The following is a 20,750-nucleotide window of genomic DNA, read 5'->3' as shown; positions in this document are numbered from 1 at the left end:
TTTTCTCAATTTTAGGAATTTATGCTTATTTTCATATCGCTTTTTAACCAAAAAATTCAATTGTGAAGAAAATATTACTCCTGGCATTTTTGCTTTTATCTTCTGTAATAATTGCTCAGCCAGTTACCTTATTTGAACAGTTTAATGGCCGCTACGATTTCACGGCTTTCGGAAATACTCTTAATACTGCTGCAAACCCTTGCAATATATTAACACAGAGTAGCGCTAATTTTACGATGCCACCTGGAGGAACCTTAGTAGCCGCTAAACTTTATTGGGGAGGTTCAGGCCCGGGTGATTTTAATGTAGAACTAAATGGCTCGGCAGTCACAGCTGAACGGACCTTCGGTATAAATTTTAATGGCCTGGATTTCTTTGCGGCCTATGCAGACGTAACCGATATAGTGAACCTAAATGGTAACGGAACTTATACGCTAGCAGATCTGGATCTTACTGCCGTTATTCCCGCATATTGTGGAAATGCCACGGATTTCGGGGGATGGTCGGTTACCGTGATATTTGAGAATCCTGCTTTATTATTGAATCAAATTAGTCTTTTCGACGGACTCGAGTTTGTTTCGTCTACTAATCCAACTCTGGATATAACACTTACTAATATTGATGTTGCTACCGATGACCTTGCAAAAATTGGATTTTTGGCCTGGGAAGGAGATGCTGGATTGGCGGTTAATGAAAGCTTAATTATAAATGGAACATTAATAGATAATCCTCCCTTGAATCCGGGGAACAATGCATTTAACGGAACAAACAGCTATACAGGAACCTCCGATATGTATAATATGGATCTGGATTTTTATGATCTGGAGAATATTGTTAATCCAGGGGACACGATGATACCTATCAGCCTTACCTCGGGACAGGATTTCGTGATGATCAATAACATTATCACCAATGTTAATTCGGAAATACCCGATGCAACCATAGTTATAGATGATCTAGGGGTGCTATGTGCCAACAATAATATAGATGTGGATTATACGGTCTACAACGTGAATAGTACAGCGCCACTTCCTGCCAATACTCCTATCGCATTCTATGCTGATGCGGTATTAATTGGTCAATCACAAACTTTTACCGAAATCCCTATCGATGGTTCCGAATCCGGTTCGATAACCCTGAACATTCCCGTAGGTACACCGGTTCTTTTCGATTTAATTGCTGTTGTTGATGATGATGGTACTGGAAATGGAATTGTGAATGAAACAGATGAAACTAATAACGAATTCATACTGCCGGTCGATCTCAATCTTTTAGCATTACCACTAGGCCCGGATATTGATAGCTGTGTTGGTGAAACCGTTCTCCTCGATACCGGGATAGATGATCCTTTATGGTCGTTTCAATGGTTTTTTAATAATGTTCTTATACCCGGAGCTACGGGACCCTCTTTACCTGTTACGGTGGCTGGTCTATATCGTGTAGATGCCTTCGAAGGTATATGTTTTGTAAGTGATGAAATTACTGTGACCTTTAATCCTAATCCGGTTGCAGTTGTACCCACAGATCTGGAGCTTTGTGATGAGCTCCCTAATGATGGCTTCGGAATTTTTGATCTCACCACCAAAGATGCTGAGATTATGAACGGTCAGGCCAATACCTTTGTGGAATACTACGAAAGTTTAACCGCCGCGCAAAATGGCCTTTTTCCTATTCCTACCCCAACGGCCTACGCAAATATTGTGCAGGGATTTCAAACGGTTTGGGCCCGACTTGAAAGTACAGACCCCGGGGAATGTTTCGATATCGTCCCGCTCAATCTGCAGGTATTCGATTCCCCTGCCATTACAGACCCCATCAGTGATTATTTCATTTGCGACAACGACGGTGATGGGATAGAGATCTTTGATCTCACGAGCAAGGATGCTGAGATTTTGAACATTTTGGTCAATGTCACCCTTACCTATCACCAGAGTCAGCCTGAGGCTGAGGCTGGGTTGAATCCTATCATGCCTGCCAATGCTTATGGCAGTGGTGGTGAGGTGATCTGGGTACGGGGTGAGAACAGTGCGGGTTGTTATACGGTGGGTAGTTTTGGTTTGATCTTGGGCAGTATTCCTTCTTTTGTTGAAGTACCTGTTTTCGAGCAGTGCGACAATGATGGGGATGGGGTTGAGGATTTCGATCTAAATATGCAGAATGCCACGATCGTGGACGGTAATTTGGCTTTGAGTGTAAGTTATCACCCCACCCAGGTGGATGCCGATGCCAACACCAATCCTTTAGCGATTCCTTATACCAGTGCGGGTGAGACGATCTATGTACGTGTGGAGGATAACATGACGGGTTGCTACGGCACCTTTGCGATGGATCTGGTGGTTGTGATGGCCCCTGAGATCTTTCAGCCTGATCCGTTAACCTATTGTGATGATGACAATGATGGTTTTGGGGAGTTTACCCTTACCGATGCCGATGAGGATGTGGTCAACGGGAACCCTTCGGGTAATTTGGTGGTGAGTTACCACGAGACCCTTGCCGATGCCCAAAACAATGTCAATGCGCTGGTGAGTCCTTATGCCAATGTGGATCCTTTTCTACAGACGGTCTATGTACGTCTTACCGATATTGCTACGGGTTGTTATTCGACCACGACCCTGCTCCTTATTGTTCAGGATTCTCCTTTGATCAACGATCCACAGCCTTTGGTGGTTTGTGATGATGACAACGATGGTTTTGCCTTGTTTGATCTCACCCAGGCCGAGGCTGAGATTTTGGGGTCGTTGAACCCGAGTGATTATACGATCACCTATTATGAGGATCCGGCCCTTAGTATTGCCATTGTGAACACCACGGCCTATCCGAACCTGTCTAATCCCCAGACGATCTATGTGGTTGTTGAGGATATCAGCAACGGATGTCAGGGTCAGACGACCTTAGAGTTACAGGTGAACCTGCCACCTCAGATCAATGCGCCTACTCCTTTGGAGCTATGTGATGTAAACAATCCCGGGGATGAGATGGAGCCCTTCAATCTGGAGAGTAAGACCTTTGAGATCACCGGTGGTGATCCGGGTATTGTGATCACCTATCACGAGACCCAGGCAGATGCCGATACGGGAGCCAATGCGTTGAGCAGTCCGTATGTCAATCAGGTTCCTCAGCCTCAGACGATCTACATTCGTGCTGTGGGGGCCACCACGGGTTGTGTGACCAGTCAGGGTTTCACTTTGGATCTGGTGGTCAATCCGGTTCCTTCTCCTGTGACTCCTACGCCCTTGGAGGTTTGTGATGCGGACAACGATGGTTTTGCGCTTTTCGATCTCAACAGTAAGAATACGGAGATAGCCGGCGGGGAGTTGGTGGCGATCACCTATCATGAGACTCTGGCCGATGCCCAGGCGGGTATTTTTGCGTTATCGAGTCCGTATCAGAATATTGTATCGGGATCTCAGACGGTTTATGCACGAGCGACCTATTCTCCTATCAATCCTCCTCCTTTCAACACGGGTTGTTACCGCGTGGTTGAGTTAGAATTAATTGCGGTTCCCACCCCTGTGGTTCCCTTAACGTTAGATCCTTTGGTGATCTGTGATCCTGAGGGCAATGGGGTAGAGACCTTCGATCTTACGCTTCAGGATGCTGCTGTATTGGGCAGTCAGGATCCTGGTGAGCATACGATCACCTATCATGAGAGTTTGGCTTCTGCACAGGCGGGTACGCCTTTTATCGGCACGCCTACGGCCTATCAGAATACGTCTAATCCTCAGACGATCTGGGTACGATTGACCCACAATGGCAGTGGTTGTTTTGCCATTACCTCCTTTGAGCTTCAGACGCCTGAGGGTCCTGGAGTTACCCAGCCCACTCCTTTGAGTGTGTGTGATGATGTGGGTGAGCCCAATGATGGTGTTACCTTGTTTGATCTCACGGTAAAGAACGATGAGATCACCGGTGGTGTATTGGGCGTTGGGGTACAGTACTATGAGACCCTGGCCGATGCGCAGAACAATACCAATGCGATCGATCCTGCGACGGCCTATGAGAATATAAGCAATCCCCAGACGGTTTTTGTACGGGTTACCGACGGCAACAGTGGATGTGTGGATACCACGGTGAGTTTAACCCTTCGGGTCAATGCCAATCCTGAGCCGGGTACTCCGGAGGCTCTTTCGCTCTGTGATGTGAATGATCCGGGGGATGGGATGGAGGTTTTCGATCTCACCCAGGCCGCCTTACAGATCACCGGGGGTAGTCCTTGGGATCTGACCTATCATGAGAGTTACCAGGAGGCCTTCGACGGGCTCAATGCGATAGTGGATCCTACCATGTATACCAATACCAGTAGTCCTCAGACGATCTATGTACGGGTAGAGAACAATACGATTCCTGAGGGATGTTTTGAGATCGTTGAGTTGGTGTTGATCGTTGATCCTCTTCCGGATGCTACGGCTGTCATTACGCCTCTTATTTTGTGTGAGGTACCTTCGGATGGATTTGGGTTGTTTGATCTAAGCTCTAAGATCGAGGAGATCTTAGGGGGGCAGGATCCTGGGATCTTCCAGGTGAGTTTCTATGAGAGTCAGGCGGAGGCCGATGCGCAGCTCAATCCGATCTTAAACACCACTTCGTATCCTAACACGACCAATCCCCAGACGATCTATGTGGGGATCTTAAACAGTGATACGGGTTGTTATATAGCCCAGCAGAGTTTTGAGATCGAGGAGCGCGAGGGTGCAGTGGCCACGACTCCCGATCCGTATATTATATGTGACAATGTGGAGCCAAATGACGGTCTGGGGGAGTTTGTTCTGGACGGCAGTACTGCGGAGAGTCAGGTGGTGATCGACCAGATTTTGGGGGGTCAGGATCCTTCGGTCTATCTGTTGAGTTTCCATCCTACCCTGGAGGATGCTCATGCCAACACCAATGCATTGGGCAGTCCATTTGCCAATACGATCAACCCGCAGCTGATCTACGCCCGGGTGGAGAACAGTGGCACGGACTGTTATGATATTACCCAGGTGATCTTAAAGGTAGAGGAATTACCGGAGGTATTTTTGGAGGAGAGTTATCGCCTGTGTGTGGATGCCAATGGCAATCCGATTCCCCAGGAGGAGGGATCTTTATCGCCCCCTGTGATCGATACGGGTCTGGATCCTGCTCTTTATAGTTTTGAATGGTTTATCGACGGACAGTTGCAGTTGGGTCAGGACGATCCATCGATCGTTGCTCTTAGTGGTGGCACCTACAGTGTGATCGTTACCGAGAACAACAGTGGCTGCAGCACCGAGGCTGTTACGACCGTTACCATATCGTCTCCGCCCCTTGCATGGGATGCACAGGTGGTTACACCTGCCTTTGCGGGCGCCCATGCGATCCAGGCTACGGCCGAGGGATTGGGGGAGTATAGCTTCCAGCTGGACGATGGTCCTTTCCAGAGTGAGGGCTTGTTCGAGGGGGTATTACCGGGGATGCACCTGGTAACGATCAAGGATGTTAATGGTTGTGGTAGTGTAACGGTAGAGGTGAGTATCATCGACTATCCTCGTTTTGTCACTCCCAACCAGGATGGCTATCACGACACCTGGAACATCATCGGGATCGCCGGTGGTGACCCTACGGCAAAAATTTATATATTTGACAGGTTCGGCAAGCTGCTTAAGCAGTTGAGTCCTTTGGGAGAGGGCTGGGACGGCACCTATAACGGAAACCCGATGCCCTCGAGCGATTACTGGTTTTTGGTGGAATACACCGAAGATGAAACCCGAAAAGAGTTTAAAGGACACTTTACCCTAAAACGATAACGTCCATCCCCATACTTAATAAAAAAAAGCCACTCATTGAGTGGCTTTTTTAGGTGTTTACCTTCAGAGACTAATTCCTAAAGTGAAAACTATATTATTAAATGTGGTATCTATGTTTGAAACACTGGTAAGTCCTACATCATACAATTGCCTACTTCTGTCCTGCTGCGCTCGGGCATAAGCGATATCAAAGTTATACTCTCCGAAATCGTACCCTAATCCTAAGGAGAAACCTGTGAGATCACCTACGATCATATCATTTTTATATGGGCTCTGCTCGTATTGCATCCCTGCGCGAAGACTTAAGGCATTTATTCGATATTCGCCGCCTAATTTTACGCTGGAAGACCCTTGTAGATTACTACTAATAGAATTGTTCAGGGCACTGAATTCACCACTAAAATCTGACGAAAATTTTGTCTGAGAATAATCTTTATACGAATAATCTAAACTAATAAGACCTTGTTTTCCGAAGACATAAGCGGCACTAGCTGCATATCGACCGGGAGTGCGCAATTCGTAGTCTGCAAAGACATTCAATACATTTGGATTAACTACGGCTGTGATACTTTGGCCGTCTTCGGTTCGGCGCGTACGGAGGTATTGAGTAGTTTCTTCAGATATCTCAAACCAGGTAGGAGTATCATAGGTCAGTCCAAGTCTAACCTCATCAGAAACCTTAAAAATACCACCTAATTGAGCAGAAAATCCTCCGCCAAGAACAGATAAGTTGTTTTCAAATTCAACCTGATTCACTATACTTCCCGGATTGGAATTCGTCTCGAAAAGAAAATTACTTTCCACATAATCGATAGCATGAAAATTAAGATTTACCCCGAAGTAGAATTGCTCGGTATACTGCGCACCAAAATTTATCGTGTATTTCCCATTGAATCCCGTAGAGGTTGCGTAGTATTCTTGATTAAATCGTCCCGGTGCTATATTCGATACGTACTGAGTGTTATTTGGATTCCCTGCATCAACGGGATCAATAATGTAACCCTGGAAGCCTAAAAATGCGTTTTGAGCAGCAGTACCTTCTGTTTCACCTAGAAAAGAATAAAGACTTGAAATGGATTCACCGCCTTGAAGCTGTAATAATTCCAATGGAATACCCTGTGCCAGGGTTAGGAAATAAGAAGCTATGGACCTATTACCATTTCCCTGTATAAAAACATCATCATCGTGATTTAGAGTATTGTTATAATTTATCCCAACGGTAAATTTCTTCCAATTGGAGTTCTCGTTCACATTGTCATAAACAAAAACGCCTCCGGCCTGGTTAATAGCCACGTCTGTGTCGATTCCTCTGGCTTCACTACCAAAATAAGTTGCATTGTTCTCCCTGTCTAATACACCTAGAGAGAATGAAAGATCATTGGTGATAAAAACTGCGCTACTTGCCGGGTTAATACCTATGGCAGATAAATCTCCACCCAGGGCACCAAATGCCCCACTCATCGCGGTATAACGAGCCGATCCGGTAGTGCGATCCACACCATAACGCAAGCCGTCGGTGATATTCTGAGCACTCGAAAAGGTCATAACAAAACCTGCTATGAGTAAGAAAAATTTTCTTTTCATATTAAAAGATCATTTATTTATTGAAAAATTTTATCCGCGCCCACCTCTTCGGCTGCCACCTCCGCCTCTTGAGCCTGAGGATGATCTGGAGCTTCCTCCACTTCGTAAGGAACCTGATGACCTGGAACTTCCCGAGCTTCGGAAGGAATTATTAGATCTTCTGCTGGAGTTATTATTTACACTAGGACGCGTAGTTCGTCTTTGTGTGTTCAATTGCGTATTGTTGGATCGTCGTGTATTCACACTGGGACGCGTTTCTACACCGCTACTTCGACGGGTTGCATTTACGTTATTTCTACGATAATCTGTAGATCGTCTGTTGTATTCACCACGTGAATAATTCCCTCTTCTTGAATTTACGCTAGATCTGTTAGTATTATAAGATCGTCTGTTATTGTAGGTTGATCTTCCGCGATTATAGTCCAGATTTCTTCGGCCTCTGTTATATGCAATATTGTTATAGCCATAATATCCGTGATGACCGTGCCATCCGCCATACCAGCCTCCGTACCATCCGCCATACCAACCGGCGTTCCAGTAAGGACCCCAGCCCCAGCCAACTCTCCAATAAGGAGACCAGTAGCTATAGCCCCATCCACCGTACCACCAGGGATTGTACCAATGGTTCCAGCCCCAGTAACCACCCCAGTAACCGCCCCAACCGGCGTTACCGTAGATGTTAACAGTTATATCTGTAGCGTTGTCACCCCATCCGCCATATCCACCTTGATATTCGGGTTCCTGAATAACTATATTTCCATATTCGTCCAGGGTGTCACTACTAGAGTACGATTCAATATCTGTGAAGATAAGATCTTCCTCCGGCAGATCTGCATAATCATTCTGCTTAGATTGAAAGTATTGTTTATAGTAATTGGATTTCTCGTTTACTTGTTCATTTTCTGTGCTGGCTGTCGAATAGGTATCCGAACTATAGATACCATCGGTATCATCATAACCGTTCTGATGGGTTCCGCAGGATGTTAGCAACAAAGCCATCACACCGGTAAGCAGTATGGGTAATGTTTTTTTCATAGCATTTATTTTGATTTGCATAACTGCAGGATTTAATTGTTCTACTATATAAAAATAGTTAGTTTTGCCGAGAACTAGAAGAACTACTATTTATTTAACAAAGGCACAATATCTGTGCCAAACTAGGCGGTATGGCTAAGAATTTGACTACTCGAGAAGAGGACTACTCTAAATGGTATAATGAGCTTGTTGTAAAAGCCGATCTGGCCGAAAATTCGGGGGTTCGAGGGTGTATGGTCATAAAACCATACGGATATGCTATTTGGGAAAAAATGCAGGCCGAGCTCGACCGGATGTTTAAGGAAACAGGACACCAGAACGCTTATTTTCCACTTTTTATTCCGAAGTCATATTTCAGCAAGGAGGCGAGCCACGTGGATGGATTTGCCAAAGAGTGTGCTGTGGTAACTCACTATCGTTTAAAGACAGACGAGAGTGGGAAGGGGATCATTGTCGATCCAGACGCTAAACTGGAGGAAGAATTGATCGTGAGACCAACTTCAGAGACAATTATTTGGGACACCTATAGAAAATGGGTGCAGTCTTATCGTGATTTACCAATTCTCGTTAATCAATGGGCGAATGTGGTTCGATGGGAAATGCGCACACGTTTATTTTTACGAACCGCCGAATTTCTTTGGCAAGAAGGGCATACAGCCCATGCCACCGAAGCGGAAGCTATCGCTGAAGCCGAACAAATGCTTAGGGTGTATGCCGAGTTTGTTGAGAATTATATGGCAATTCCGGTAATAAAAGGATTAAAGACGGAAAGTGAACGATTTGCCGGGGCGCTGGAAACTTATTGTATTGAAGCTTTAATGCAGGATGGGAAGGCTTTACAAGCCGGTACATCTCATTTTTTAGGTCAGAATTTCGCAAAGGCTTTCGACGTGAAATTCACCGATAAGGAAGGTAAAATGGATTATGTATGGGCCACCTCATGGGGTGTTTCTACTCGTCTTATGGGAGCCCTGGTGATGACCCATAGTGATGATAACGGCCTGGTATTGCCTCCAAATTTGGCGCCAGATCAGGTGGTGATCGTACCTATATATCGCAACGACGAACAATTTGACGCCGTGAGCGAGGTTGCTAAAATGATCATGAACGACTTGCGCGCATCTGGTTTGAGGGTAAAGTTCGACGACCGGGACACGCATAAGCCAGGATGGAAATTCAATGAATACGAATTGAAAGGAGTTCCTGTGCGTATCGCTATCGGTCCGAAGGATGTGGAGAAAGGTACTGTGGAAATCGCCCGAAGAGATACTTTGGAGAAGGAATTTGTAAAGACTGAAGATGTGGTCGATACTATTGGGGCGCTTATGGATGAAATTCAGAAGAATTTATATAAAAAAGCATCCGATTTCAGAAGCAATAATACTACCACAGTGGATAGTTATGATGAGTTCAAGGAGGTATTAAATACGAGTGGCGGGTTTATTCTAGCGCATTGGGATGGTTCTGCGGAAACCGAAGAACGCATAAAGAATGAGACCAAGGCCACCATCAGGTGTATTCCTTTAGACGATAATACGCAACCGGGAAGCTGCATGGTTACTGGTAAACCGTCGTCACGAAGGGTCTTATTTGCCAGGGCGTATTAAATTCCTAAAAAAATATTGGGAAGACTTGCCGCATTCAAAAATAGTTGTATTTTTGCATCCGCAAATGAAACTAACGGCCCGTTCGTCTAGGGGTTAGGACGCCAGGTTTTCATCCTGGTAACAGGGGTTCGATTCCCCTACGGGCTACAAATTTAATAACAAGAAGATGGCGAACCATAAGTCAGCATTAAAAAGAATCAGAAACAGCGAAACAAAGCGTTTACGCAACCGTTATCAGCATAAGACGGCACGTAATGCTATGAAGAAGCTGAAGGAATTGACAAAGAAGAAAGAGGCTGAGAAAATGCTACCTGAGGTGGTGTCTATGATCGATAAGTTAGCTAAGAAGAATATCATTCATGATAATAAAGCAGCTAACCTTAAGTCACAGCTTACTAAGCACGTCGCTTCTTTGTAAGAAATACATTGTTGGTAAACGAAAGAACGCCCTCAGGAAACTGTGGGCGTTTTTGTTTAAAATCGATCTTTCTTCCGTAAAGTGTACTTAGAATTCCAGTTCTTCATAATGGAATTCTTTAGCCGTTTCTTCTACATTGCCTAAATATTCCTTCCCTCTAAGTCGATGTACGGTATATGCTTCAAGCTCGTTTTCAGGGTAGGATTCAATTACCGCCTGCACAGATTTTACATCCAATTCGTCCTTTATTTCCACCAGCCATTTTTCTTCCATTTCTTCGGGAAGGATGAGGGGCATTCTTGGCCCTTTTAATTTTGGGTTATTATGTATTTTGCCCATCATATTATTTCCTTCAGTGGTGACAATGGTAAAGGTGTTCAGTACTTCACCGGACTCCTTATCCACCCATTCATTCCACAATCCGGCCAGTGCTAGGGGTTTTTCAGTTTTATGATGAATAAAAAAGGGATATGTCTTTCCTTTATAGTGATGGTGTTCGTAAAAGCCGTCTATATAAATTAGACATCTGTTGTTTTTAGCCGAATCCCTAAAAGACGGCTTCTCGAAGATGGTCTCACCTCGTGCATTCAAGGTATTGTTCCAGTATTTCCTCATTTGTTCTTTATCCTTCACCCAGTGAGGTACCAGACCCCAGGTGGCAATTTCGGGGTAATCGGGGGAACGGTCTGGATAGATGAGTAATTTTGGATGACTAAACCCGGAGGCGTGATGAATTGGCAGATCTGTGTAAGGGATCAGTTTCCGCCGAATTTCCTCCATTGCATGTTCATCTCCTCGTCTTTTAGCCTTGCTTAACTGGGCTTCGAGGCTTGCTTTTATATCATAACACATATTACAATGCTTATTTATGCTGAATTACTGTAAGGTGAAAAGGTAGGGGACGAGATCACTTTACTGCATCGGGAACCAATTTACTGAAATCACCACCGTTCCTGGCTATATCCCGAACCACAGAGGATGAAATGAAAGACATTTCCGGGGAGCCCATAAGAAATACACTGTCCACGCCAAAGTTCCTTTCGTTCGCCTGGCCGATAGTTTGCTCGTAGGTAAAATCTGCGGTGTTTCTCAGGCCGCGTAAAATGTACTGAGCATTTTCCTTTTTACAATAATCTGCTGTGAGTCCGCTATAGGTACCAACGCGCACAGTAGGGTAATCTTTAAAAGTTTTTTCCAGGAATGATTTTCGCTGGTCCAGCGTCCACATATATTTTTTGTCCGCATTTATTCCAATGGCAACAATGATCTCATCAAACAGGGGTAATGCCCTTTTAATAATATCGACATGACCCAGGGTAAGTGGGTCGAAAGATCCTGGAAAAACTGCTCGTCTCATATGTTAAATGTACTATTTTTTAACCAATGCTTCATCCACCAGAATTCCGAAGAATTCGGATAAAGACATACCAGTCTCTTTAACCATTTTAGGGACTATACTTTCTGAAGACAATCCGGGCGTTGTATTGGTTTCAAGAAAATAAGGAACTCCATCCTGTATGATGAATTCGGAGCGTGAAACCCCTGTCATATTAAGTAAATGGTAAACTTTTTTCGCTTCAAGTTGGACGGTTTGGGTTTCTTCATCCGAAATGCGTGCGGGTGTGATCTCTTGGGATTTTCCTAGGTATTTCGCTTCATAGTCGAAAAAATCGTTTTCCGAAACAATTTCGGTAACCGGCAGAACTATGATCTCACCATCTTTTCGATAGGTGCCTACCGAAACCTCGGTCCCCACCAGGGCGGTTTCAATTAGGACCTCGGTATCTTCGGTAAAAGCTTTTTCAATAGCGGGCTGCAGATCTTCCATGTCGTTCACCTTACTAATCCCAAAACTGGAACCAGCACGATTAGGTTTTACAAAACAGGGTAACCCTGTGGATAACACTATGGCCTCCAGGTCGTAATCTGTGCCTTTATTTATATAGTAAGAATTGGCACAGTGAATTCCGAAGTGCTTTAAAACAGAAAGACAATCCCTCTTGTTAAAACTAAGAGCTGCCTGGTAAAAGCCGGCACTCGTTTGCGGGATCCCTAATAATTCCCAATAAGCTGCCATATAGCCATCTTCCCCGGGTGTCCCGTGGATAGTGTTGAAGATCGCATCGGGAACAATTTTTTCGCCATTGTTTTCGAAACTGAAATTGGATCGATCGATCGTTTTTCTGTCACCATTTTCAGGTAGGTAAAACCATCCCTGTTTCGTAATCTGCACTGCATGGACGTGGTATTTATTTCGATCCAGATTTTCACACACGATCTTCCCACTTTGCAGAGAAATATCGAATTCACTTGAATAGCCGCCCATGGCGACTGCTATATGTTTCTTTGCCATACCATTTTTGTAAAAAGCGCGTTTAACAAAAATATCACTAATCTCTAAGAAGTTACTAACTTTAGGTTTACTATTTTTGTCATCTAACCCACAACGTATGACGTTTCTGAAATTCCTCACTACCAAAACCTTTTTAAAGCAGATGCTTTTTGCTTTATTGGCGGTGATCATACTCACCTTTATAATATTGTGGTGGTTGCGCAGTACAACAAATCACGGACAGAAGATAGAAGTCCCGGACCTGGCAAAATTGCAATTGGATGTGGTTGAGGACAAACTGGATGAACTGGATCTCAATTACGAGATACTGGACTCTGCTAATTACAACCCTGAGTACCCCAGGTTTTCGGTGATCGAGCAGATCCCGAAAGCGGGTAAGTTTGTTAAGGAGAACCGAAAGATTTATCTGTATCTCAATCCTTCAGGGTACCGCAAGATCAAGATTCCACCGGTAGTTGGCAAAACCCGCCGGCAAGCCGAACCTACTATACTAGCCATGGGGTTCAACATTGGGAAAGTAAGTTATCGCCCATATATTGCTAAAGATGAAGTTTTGGAACTTCGACATGAAGGAGCTAAGGTAGAACCGGGTGATGAGCTCCCAAAGACTGCTGTTATCGATCTCATATTAGGAGATGGATCGGGAAGTTTGAACAGAAATGCAGAGGAGGAATCTGAAGGAGATACCGATGAACCAACAGCCGAGACGGATGACGGAGGAGACAACTAATCCTGAACAGGAACCCAGCGGGAACGATGAATTATTTGAACACTATCGCTTTGTAGCCGATAAAGGGCAACAACCCTTACGGGTGGATAAATATCTTATGAATAAGATCGAGAATGCCACGCGTAATAAAATCCAGCAAGCCGCCAAGGAAGGAAACATCCATGTGAATGATAGTCCCGTAAAACAGAACTATAAAGTAAAGGGCGGGGATGTTGTACAGGTGCTTTTTGAACATCCGCCTTATGAATTTTTACTTACCCCGGAAGATATTCCCCTGGATATTGTATTTGAAGATGAAGCAGTCGTAGTTGTAAATAAACCGGCTGGAATGGTTGTACATCCTGGGCATGGAAATTATAGTGGGACACTCATCAACGCATTAACGTTCCATTTCGACAATCTTCCCAATAACAGTAGCAATCGACCCGGACTAGTCCATAGGATCGACAAGGACACGAGCGGTCTGTTGGTTATCGCCAAGACCGAAGAGGTAATGACCAATCTGTCTAAGCAGTTTTTCAATAAAACCACAGAGCGTGAATACGTAGCTTTGGTGTGGGGAAATGTGGAAGAGGATGAAGGTACGATTGAAGGAAATATTGGGAGACATCCAAAAAACAGATTACAGAATACAGTATTCGAAGGAGATGATGCCGAGAAGGGAAAACCAGCTGTGACTCATTTTAAGGTACTCGAGCGACTTGGTTATGTTACGTTATTGTCCTGCAGGCTGGAAACGGGCAGAACCCATCAGATTAGAGTTCATTTAAAACACATTGGGCATACCTTATTTAATGACGAACGTTATGGGGGAGACTCAATTTTAAAAGGGACTCATTTCTCAAAGTATAAACAGTTTGTGGAAAATTGCTTCAAAGTATTACCACGACAAGCACTACATGCACGCACCCTGGGCTTTGTGCATCCTTTCTCTGGAGAGCAGATGCGATTTGAGACTCCCATCCCTGAAGATATGGAGCTTTGCCTGGAAAAATGGCGTAATTATTCGAAGCATGTGATCGAATAATTTAAAATAATGACCGCATTAGTTCTAATAATAGAATTCCTTTTGTAATGGGTCTTTTCTTCTTATTTTTGAATAAATAATTACGTGCTATGAAAGTTGTGATATCACCAGCCAAATCGTTGGATTTCGAAACAAAACTCCCCACTTCAAGATATTCGGAAGCCAGTTTCCTCAGTGAAGCAGAACGCCTCAATAAGATATTAAAGAAAAAATCGGCCAGATCTCTAAAAAAGCTGATGGGAATTTCGGAGAACCTGGCACAGCAAAACTATGAGAGGAATCAGCAGTGGGCGTTGCCTTTTACCAAAGAGAATTCCCGGCAGGCCGTTTACGCCTTTAGTGGAGATGTGTATCGTGGGATAGACGTATATACCCTTCCGAAGGAAAAAATAGATTATATGCAAGATACCTTGCGAATCATTTCCGGCCTTTACGGCATCCTGAAACCACTGGATCTCATACAACCTTATAGGCTGGAGATGGGTTCAAAATTTCCTGTTGGTGTAAAAAAGAATCTGTACGAATTCTGGAAACAAAAGATCACGGAAAAGATTAACGAAGAACTCGAAGAGGATGAGGTATTTGTAAACCTTGCGAGTAACGAATATTTCAAGGCAATTGATACAAAATCATTAAAGGTCCCGGTTATTACCTGCACTTTTAAAGATTTCAAGAACGGAGAATACAAGGCGATCATGACATTCGCCAAACTAGCACGAGGATATATGACCCGTTATATTTTCGACAATGAATGTAAAACCGTAGATGACTTTAAAGGATTTAATTATGAGGGATACGGATTTAGTGAGGATATGTCTGGAGATAGTGAACTTGTCTTTATAAGGTAGTGTTCCTTCACAAACACCCATACTCTCCATTTATCCCGGGAAATACCCGTAAATTAATAGTGGGCACCTTGCCGCCTCCACGATTCACAACAGGAGAGTTGAAACCGGGTGATGTGGATTTTTGTTACGGTAGCAGAGATGGTTTGTTGTGGCCTATCCTTAACCGATTATTCAATCTGGAATTACCTTTCGAAACTTCAGAAGAGGCCATCGCAAAGCGAAAAGAATTTCTCCAAGATCATCATATTGGAATATGTGATATTGTCGCATCTGCGAGTCGGGAGAAAGTAGATGCCAGCGACCTTGGGATGAAGGGAGTAAAGCTGCGCGATCTCGTGAGAGTCCTTGACGAAAATCCTACGATAGACACCCTGTTATTTATGGGGGGTAATAGTAAGAACGGTCCGGAATATTTTTTCAGAAAACTTCTGAAACGATACAGCATTCCGTTGAAAATTATTGTAGATGAAGTACCCCGAATTCATGAATTCCAACTCCCTGATAATTCCAGAGTTATAAGAACAGTTTCGTTAACAGCTCCTTCGGGAGCCGCGAACAGGGCTGTTGGAAGCCTCCCACAGTACAAGGAGATGAAAGCCAAGGATCCAGAGTTCAATACCATCGATTTCAGGGTAAAGCAATACGAACCCTTTTTTACGGGTGAATAGCGTTGCAGGGTGAAATGACCAATGTTCATGTTCCAAGTAATATAGTTCGGCCAGAAGGGCAGACTAAGGCTCCTTAAACTGTATTGTGTTTGTGTTAATACGTAATAAAATACCCGTTTAGAAAAGTTGAGGATCCGGTATAAAAAAAGTCCGATTTTATACGATTAAGCTATATAAAATTCAGTTTCTTTTCCAACTTCGGAATGGAAACGACCAAATTTGCTCTGAAGTAATAAAAATATGAAGGAGTATTTTAAAGATTTTCAAATCGTATTCAACAATAATCACTTATAAACTATTGATATATAGTTGATTATTCATTTTATCGAATAATTCTATTTTTAGTCTAAAATTCTTAGGCATTTTTATTTTATTAACGTAAATTTAAGACTTTAACCAATTTAAATTATAATTATGAGAAAAATTACGTTAAGTCTAATTGTCTTGATGTTGGCTTGTTTTGTGGGTAGATCACAAGCCTACATGGTGGACCAAACCGGTGCGTTTGCTCCAATCGACATTTCCGCAACAGGAACCAATGTTGCGTTAGGTGACGATGCGGTATCTGGAGATTTACCAATTGGGTTTTCCTTTGACTTCTACGGGAACACGTATACTGATTTTAGAATTTCATCCAATGGATTCATTGGTTTTGGAGGTCTAACAGATAACGGTTGTTGTAGTGGGGAATTTCTTCCAAATGCTTCTGCAACCGAACCGAGCAATATGATTTGTTTTGCTTGGGAAGATCTTGATCCCGGAAATGGAGGACAACCTGCACAAAATGTGGTTCGCTATGAAACAGTAGGTGTAGCACCTAACCGTATCCTTGTTGTTGAATTTTTCAATGTGGACCATTTTTCATCAGGTAATCAGGTCACAGCTCATACACAATTGTATGAAGGTAGTAACTTGATCGAGATCCATACTACTGCGATGCCATCCGATGGAGGTAGTCATACCCAGGGAGTGGAGAACATAGATAGCACAGAAGCTGTAGTTACTCCTGGTAGAAATGCTACGAGCTGGTCTGCCTTCAACGATTATGTTGCGTACATACCACTTACACCACCACTTATTAACTGTCCTATGGATATCATGGCTAACACCGATCCTGGTGTTTGTACTGCTCAGGTTTCCTTTGCCGATGCAGTAGCTATAGATCCGGAAGGCGGAAGCGTTACAGTTACGCAAACCATGGGTCCACCATCCGGAAGTGATTTCCCGATAGGTGATACTATTATTGAATTTACTGCTACAAATGATGATGCACCTAACGAAACCTCTACTTGTCAGTTTACGATTACAGTAGTGGATAACGAAGCTCCTACTATTACTTGTCCTGCCGATGTGGTTGTAGACAATGATCCTGGAGTTTGTGGTGCTAACGTGACCGTGCCAATGCCAACAGTTATGGATAACTGTGTAGCTGAACCTGGTGCGACACTTGTAAATGATTATAACGGTACTAACGATGCATCCGATTTCTATCCTGCAGGGACTACTACTGTAACCTGGACTTATACAGACCAGGGCGGAAATATGGTACAATGTACACATGATGTTACTGTGAACGATGTTGAGCCACCTACAGTGAGCTGTGTTGGATCACCTGGAACGATCACTGTTTCTGAAGACTTCGACGCCGGATTACCTGGTGCATGGAGTACTGTGATCAACACTGGTACCTGCGACTGGGAAAATGGAACCGATCTTCCAACTGGAGACGACTTTACTACTCCGGGCATGTTCTTTGATGATGACGCTTGTGGTCTTGGAGCACCAGCCAGTAATGTTTCATTAGTATCTGATGTATATGATACTACAGGAGCTACTACGGTAACTCTTGGATATGATGTTGCCTTCCAGGAAGCTGGAGGTGGATCGACCGGAACTGTTGAAGTTTGGGACGGAGCCGCATGGCAACAAGTTGCGCTTTATAATGTAGATCTTGATCCGGATATTCAAACCGAATCTATCGATATTACTGCATATTCTAATGCTGCACTTCAGGTTCGTTGGACTTTCGACGACAATGGCGGCGCATGGGGATGGCACTATGGTGTGGATAACTTCGCGTTAGATTATGCCGTTCCTGCTACACCACTTGATGTAGTATTGGATGCCAACGGTATGGCTTCTATACCTGCTTCAGATCTTGTTCTGGCTTACGATGACAACTGTGGAGCCGGTGGTGTAACAATTCTAGGTGGATCTGGTGGTGGTGGTCTGTACGATCAGACGATCAACATCGTGAATCCTGCGCTTATGGGAACTAATGTTTTCTCATTTGCCGGAACACCAACAGGAGCCAGTGGAGATGCTACTCTTGAAGTAATGACCTTTGGAGATATAGATGGAACTGGTGGAAACGAGGAGATGTGGACCATCACCGATGAAGATTCTAACGTTACAGGTACTATTGGAGCCACAGGTTCTTTTGCCGACCAATGTAATACTACGTTAACAGAAACATTTATGATTCCTGCTGCAATGATAGATGCATGGGCAGCCGATGGAATGATAGACTTTACTGGTACCGATGTAGCCGGAAATATCAACACCGTACTTTGTGGTGGTGACTTCCTGCAACTGCGTCTTACTTATCCAACAGGAGGGTCTACCATGGTGGACTTTACTTGTGACGATCTTGGTCTTACTCAGGTAACTGTTACTGCTGTGGATGGTTCCGGAAACGAGACATCATGTATAGCAACCGTAAACGTTATAGATAATACTCCTCCGGTATTAGTATGCCAGGATGTAACGATAGAACTAGGACCAGACGGTACTGCCGATATCAACCCGGAAGACCTGTTGGCTAACTCACCATCTACTTATGATGTAGTGACTATTAGTAGTGATAACCAATCCGGTACGGAAGGATTTACAGATCTTACCGTTCCTGTTACAGCTGCTGAGGTTGTAAGTTTCGATTGGGATTATACTACGCCCGACGGCCCGGCTTTCGATAGCTTTGGATACTTATTGAATGGTGTCTATACAGAGCTTACCGATCCTCTTGGTGCCTTACAACAAAGTGGAAACAGTGGCCCGATCAATCTGGCCCCTGGAGATGTGTTCGGTTTCCGTTCGTACTCTCTTGACGGACTCTTTGGAGCCTGTACCACTACAGTAAGTAACTTTGTACCTGGATTCAACGGACAGTTCGATCCGGCTAACTGGACAGTAACCCTTACCAACTCTGATGGAGATGCATTCTTCGTAGAGATCCCTGGAGGACCACTATCCTTTGACGCCTGTGGTATTACAGTACTAGCGGTAGATATCACCGAGGTAACTTGTGACGACATCGGAACAGATTACGATGAGACGATCACGATCACTAACCCTGCCTTGATGTCTTCTAACGTATTCTCTTTCACCGGAACACCCACAGGAGCTACAGCAGATGCTGTCCTTGAGGTAATGACCTTTGGTGATATAGATGGAACAGGAGCTAACGAGGAGATGTGGACTATCACCGACGAGGACTCTAACGTTACAGGTACTATTGGTGCCACTGGTTCATTTGCCGATCAGTGTAATACAACCCTTACAGAGACCTTTATGATCCCTGCAGCCATGATCGATGCCTGGGCAGCAGACGGACAGATAGATTTCACCGGTACCGATGTAGCCGGAAACATAAACACCGTACTTTGTGGTGGTGACTTCCTATCATTACGATTAATGTATTCAACTGGAGGAAACCTAACCGCAACGGTATTTGCTTCCGATGCTAGTGGTAACCTGGCGGCTTGTCAGTCTATGATCACGGTAGTTGATGCCCTGGCACCAGAGGTGACCTGTCCGGCAGACCAAACCGTAGATCCAGGACCAGGTAACCTGTTCTACACCGTTCCAGATTACTGGGCAGGTGGAGATGCAACAGCAGCAGACAACTGTACCGATCCGGTAACAGTCTTCTCACAAGATCCTCCGGCTGGTTCACAGCTTCCTGACGGGGTGTACACAGTAACACTATGTGCTACCGACGAATATGGAAACGAAGGATGTTGTACATTCGAGCTCACCGTAGAGAGTATTCTTGGTGCAGCAGACAATGAACTGGGAAGCGCCATTAGTATGTATCCAAATCCAGCAGCAGAGCAAGTAACTCTTGCCAATGGATCGAACATCCTACTGGATAGCGCAGTGATCTATGATATGAATGGCAAACTGGTAAATACCATCGACCTTCGCAATATGGGAAGTGAAATGGTGATCGATGTATCTCAACTGGCATCTGGAGTCTATATGGTTCAGATAGCAGGTGAAGAATCGACAACAGTGAAGCGATTGATAAAAGAATAATCGAAAGATTATTTAACCAACCAAAAGAAAACCCCTTCCGGAAACGGAAGGGGTTTTTGATTGTGGGGATATTGGTAAAATATTACTTTTCTCTTGGCTGACCATTCTTTATAGTCGTTGGCCTTAGGGTAAATTTTCTTCTCCTGGGGCGTAGCTTTCCAAAAGTTCCCAGAACGATCTTTCCCCGTTTCGTTTTCTTATCACCTTTACCCATTATTTCTTGTTTTGTTGTTTACGAATGGTCTTTTCGTTAAAATCTACCTTATTGGTTACCTGATTGATATTCCCGGTTGGATTTGTAGGATTCTTTTGTTCTATCGTTCTTTCAAATTTTCTTTCCATAATTTTTTATTTTGATTTACCATAATATAATAAATCAGTTTCATAAAAATTATTAAAGG

Annotated in this window: 15 protein-coding genes and 1 tRNA gene; 9 read left to right on the top strand and 7 right to left on the bottom strand. The window is 44.0% G+C overall.

Annotated features, from left to right (window positions below; all coding sequences use genetic code 11):
- Window positions 1-62: 62 nt before the first annotated feature.
- Complete coding sequence (locus C5O00_RS01915) at window positions 63-5,762, top strand: FIDD domain-containing protein (protein ID WP_105214428.1); 5,700 nt, start codon at window positions 63-65, stop codon at window positions 5,760-5,762.
- A gap of 63 nt (window positions 5,763-5,825) precedes the next feature.
- Here C5O00_RS01915 and C5O00_RS01910 read toward each other — a convergent pair whose 3' ends face one another.
- Together C5O00_RS01910 and C5O00_RS01905 are read right to left on the bottom strand one after the other, a co-directional pair.
- Entirely contained in the window at window positions 5,826-7,346 is a 1,521-nt protein-coding gene (locus tag C5O00_RS01910; RefSeq protein WP_105214427.1) for an OmpP1/FadL family transporter, read from the bottom strand.
- Window positions 7,347-7,376: 30 nt separating this feature from the next.
- A complete protein-coding gene (locus tag C5O00_RS01905; RefSeq protein WP_158676755.1) occupies window positions 7,377-8,381 on the bottom strand; it encodes a hypothetical protein in 1,005 nt (334 codons plus the stop codon).
- A 131-nt stretch (window positions 8,382-8,512) separates the two neighbouring features.
- Between C5O00_RS01905 and proS the strand changes: the two genes are divergently transcribed.
- The 3 genes from proS to rpsT all read left to right on the top strand — a co-directional run bounded on the left by proS (window position 8,513) and on the right by rpsT (window position 10,406).
- Window positions 8,513-9,988 carry a proline--tRNA ligase gene (proS, locus tag C5O00_RS01900; protein WP_105214425.1) on the top strand — a complete coding sequence of 492 codons (1,476 nt, stop codon included), beginning with the start codon at window positions 8,513-8,515 and terminating at the stop codon, window positions 9,986-9,988.
- Between the two features lie 75 nt (window positions 9,989-10,063).
- Window positions 10,064-10,135, top strand: a tRNA-Glu gene (locus tag C5O00_RS01895).
- Window positions 10,136-10,154: 19 nt separating this feature from the next.
- The gene (gene rpsT / locus C5O00_RS01890) at window positions 10,155-10,406 is read left to right on the top strand and encodes a 30S ribosomal protein S20 (RefSeq protein WP_105214424.1); all 252 of its coding nucleotides are present in this window, start codon (window positions 10,155-10,157) and stop codon (window positions 10,404-10,406) included.
- 87 nt (window positions 10,407-10,493) lie between these two features.
- Here rpsT and C5O00_RS01885 read toward each other — a convergent pair whose 3' ends face one another.
- Genes C5O00_RS01885 through C5O00_RS01875 form a run of 3 tightly spaced genes read right to left on the bottom strand, consistent with a single transcriptional unit; the run spans window position 10,494 to window position 12,759 of the window.
- Window positions 10,494-11,258: an SOS response-associated peptidase gene (locus C5O00_RS01885; protein ID WP_105214423.1), complete on the bottom strand. Its 765-nt coding sequence runs from the start codon at window positions 11,256-11,258 to the stop codon at window positions 10,494-10,496.
- 55 nt (window positions 11,259-11,313) lie between these two features.
- On the bottom strand, window positions 11,314-11,763 hold the full coding sequence (gene coaD, locus C5O00_RS01880; protein WP_105214422.1) for a pantetheine-phosphate adenylyltransferase: 450 nt from the start codon (window positions 11,761-11,763) through the stop codon (window positions 11,314-11,316).
- Between the two features lie 12 nt (window positions 11,764-11,775).
- Window positions 11,776-12,759 (bottom strand): D-alanine--D-alanine ligase, encoded by a 984-nt coding sequence (locus C5O00_RS01875; RefSeq protein ID WP_105214421.1) that lies wholly within the window; start codon window positions 12,757-12,759, stop codon window positions 11,776-11,778.
- Window positions 12,760-12,856: 97 nt separating this feature from the next.
- Between C5O00_RS01875 and C5O00_RS01870 the strand changes: the two genes are divergently transcribed.
- The 5 genes from C5O00_RS01870 (at window position 12,857) to C5O00_RS01850 (ending at window position 20,349) form a co-directional block, all read left to right on the top strand.
- Window positions 12,857-13,489, top strand: coding sequence for a PASTA domain-containing protein (locus C5O00_RS01870; RefSeq protein ID WP_105214420.1), 633 nt, complete (start codon window positions 12,857-12,859; stop codon window positions 13,487-13,489).
- The gene (locus C5O00_RS01865; protein ID WP_105214419.1) at window positions 13,470-14,516 is read left to right on the top strand and encodes an RluA family pseudouridine synthase; all 1,047 of its coding nucleotides are present in this window, start codon (window positions 13,470-13,472) and stop codon (window positions 14,514-14,516) included. Before C5O00_RS01870 ends, C5O00_RS01865 begins: the two co-directional genes overlap by 20 nt.
- An 89-nt stretch (window positions 14,517-14,605) precedes the next feature.
- The gene (gene yaaA, locus C5O00_RS01860; protein WP_105214418.1) at window positions 14,606-15,364 is read left to right on the top strand and encodes a peroxide stress protein YaaA; all 759 of its coding nucleotides are present in this window, start codon (window positions 14,606-14,608) and stop codon (window positions 15,362-15,364) included.
- Window positions 15,364-16,032, top strand: a complete 669-nt coding sequence (locus C5O00_RS01855) for a uracil-DNA glycosylase family protein (protein ID WP_105214417.1) — start codon at window positions 15,364-15,366, stop codon at window positions 16,030-16,032. Before yaaA ends, C5O00_RS01855 begins: the two co-directional genes overlap by 1 nt.
- A gap of 414 nt (window positions 16,033-16,446) precedes the next feature.
- Window positions 16,447-20,349, top strand: a complete 3,903-nt coding sequence (locus C5O00_RS01850) for an NIDO-like domain-containing protein (protein WP_105214416.1) — start codon at window positions 16,447-16,449, stop codon at window positions 20,347-20,349.
- 82 nt (window positions 20,350-20,431) lie between these two features.
- Here the strand turns inward: C5O00_RS01850 and C5O00_RS01845 are convergent, their stop codons facing one another.
- Window positions 20,432-20,563, bottom strand: a complete 132-nt coding sequence (locus C5O00_RS01845; RefSeq protein ID WP_105214414.1) for a 30S ribosomal protein THX — start codon at window positions 20,561-20,563, stop codon at window positions 20,432-20,434.
- On the bottom strand, window positions 20,563-20,691 hold the full coding sequence (locus C5O00_RS14650; protein ID WP_262502244.1) for a hypothetical protein: 129 nt from the start codon (window positions 20,689-20,691) through the stop codon (window positions 20,563-20,565). Before C5O00_RS14650 ends, C5O00_RS01845 begins: the two co-directional genes overlap by 1 nt.
- Between the last annotated feature and the right edge of the window lie 59 nt (window positions 20,692-20,750).

It is taken from the genome of Pukyongia salina, assembly GCF_002966125.1.
GTDB lineage: Bacteria > Bacteroidota > Bacteroidia > Flavobacteriales > Flavobacteriaceae > Pukyongia > Pukyongia salina.
This window is presented reverse-complemented; position numbering and strand designations above follow the sequence as displayed.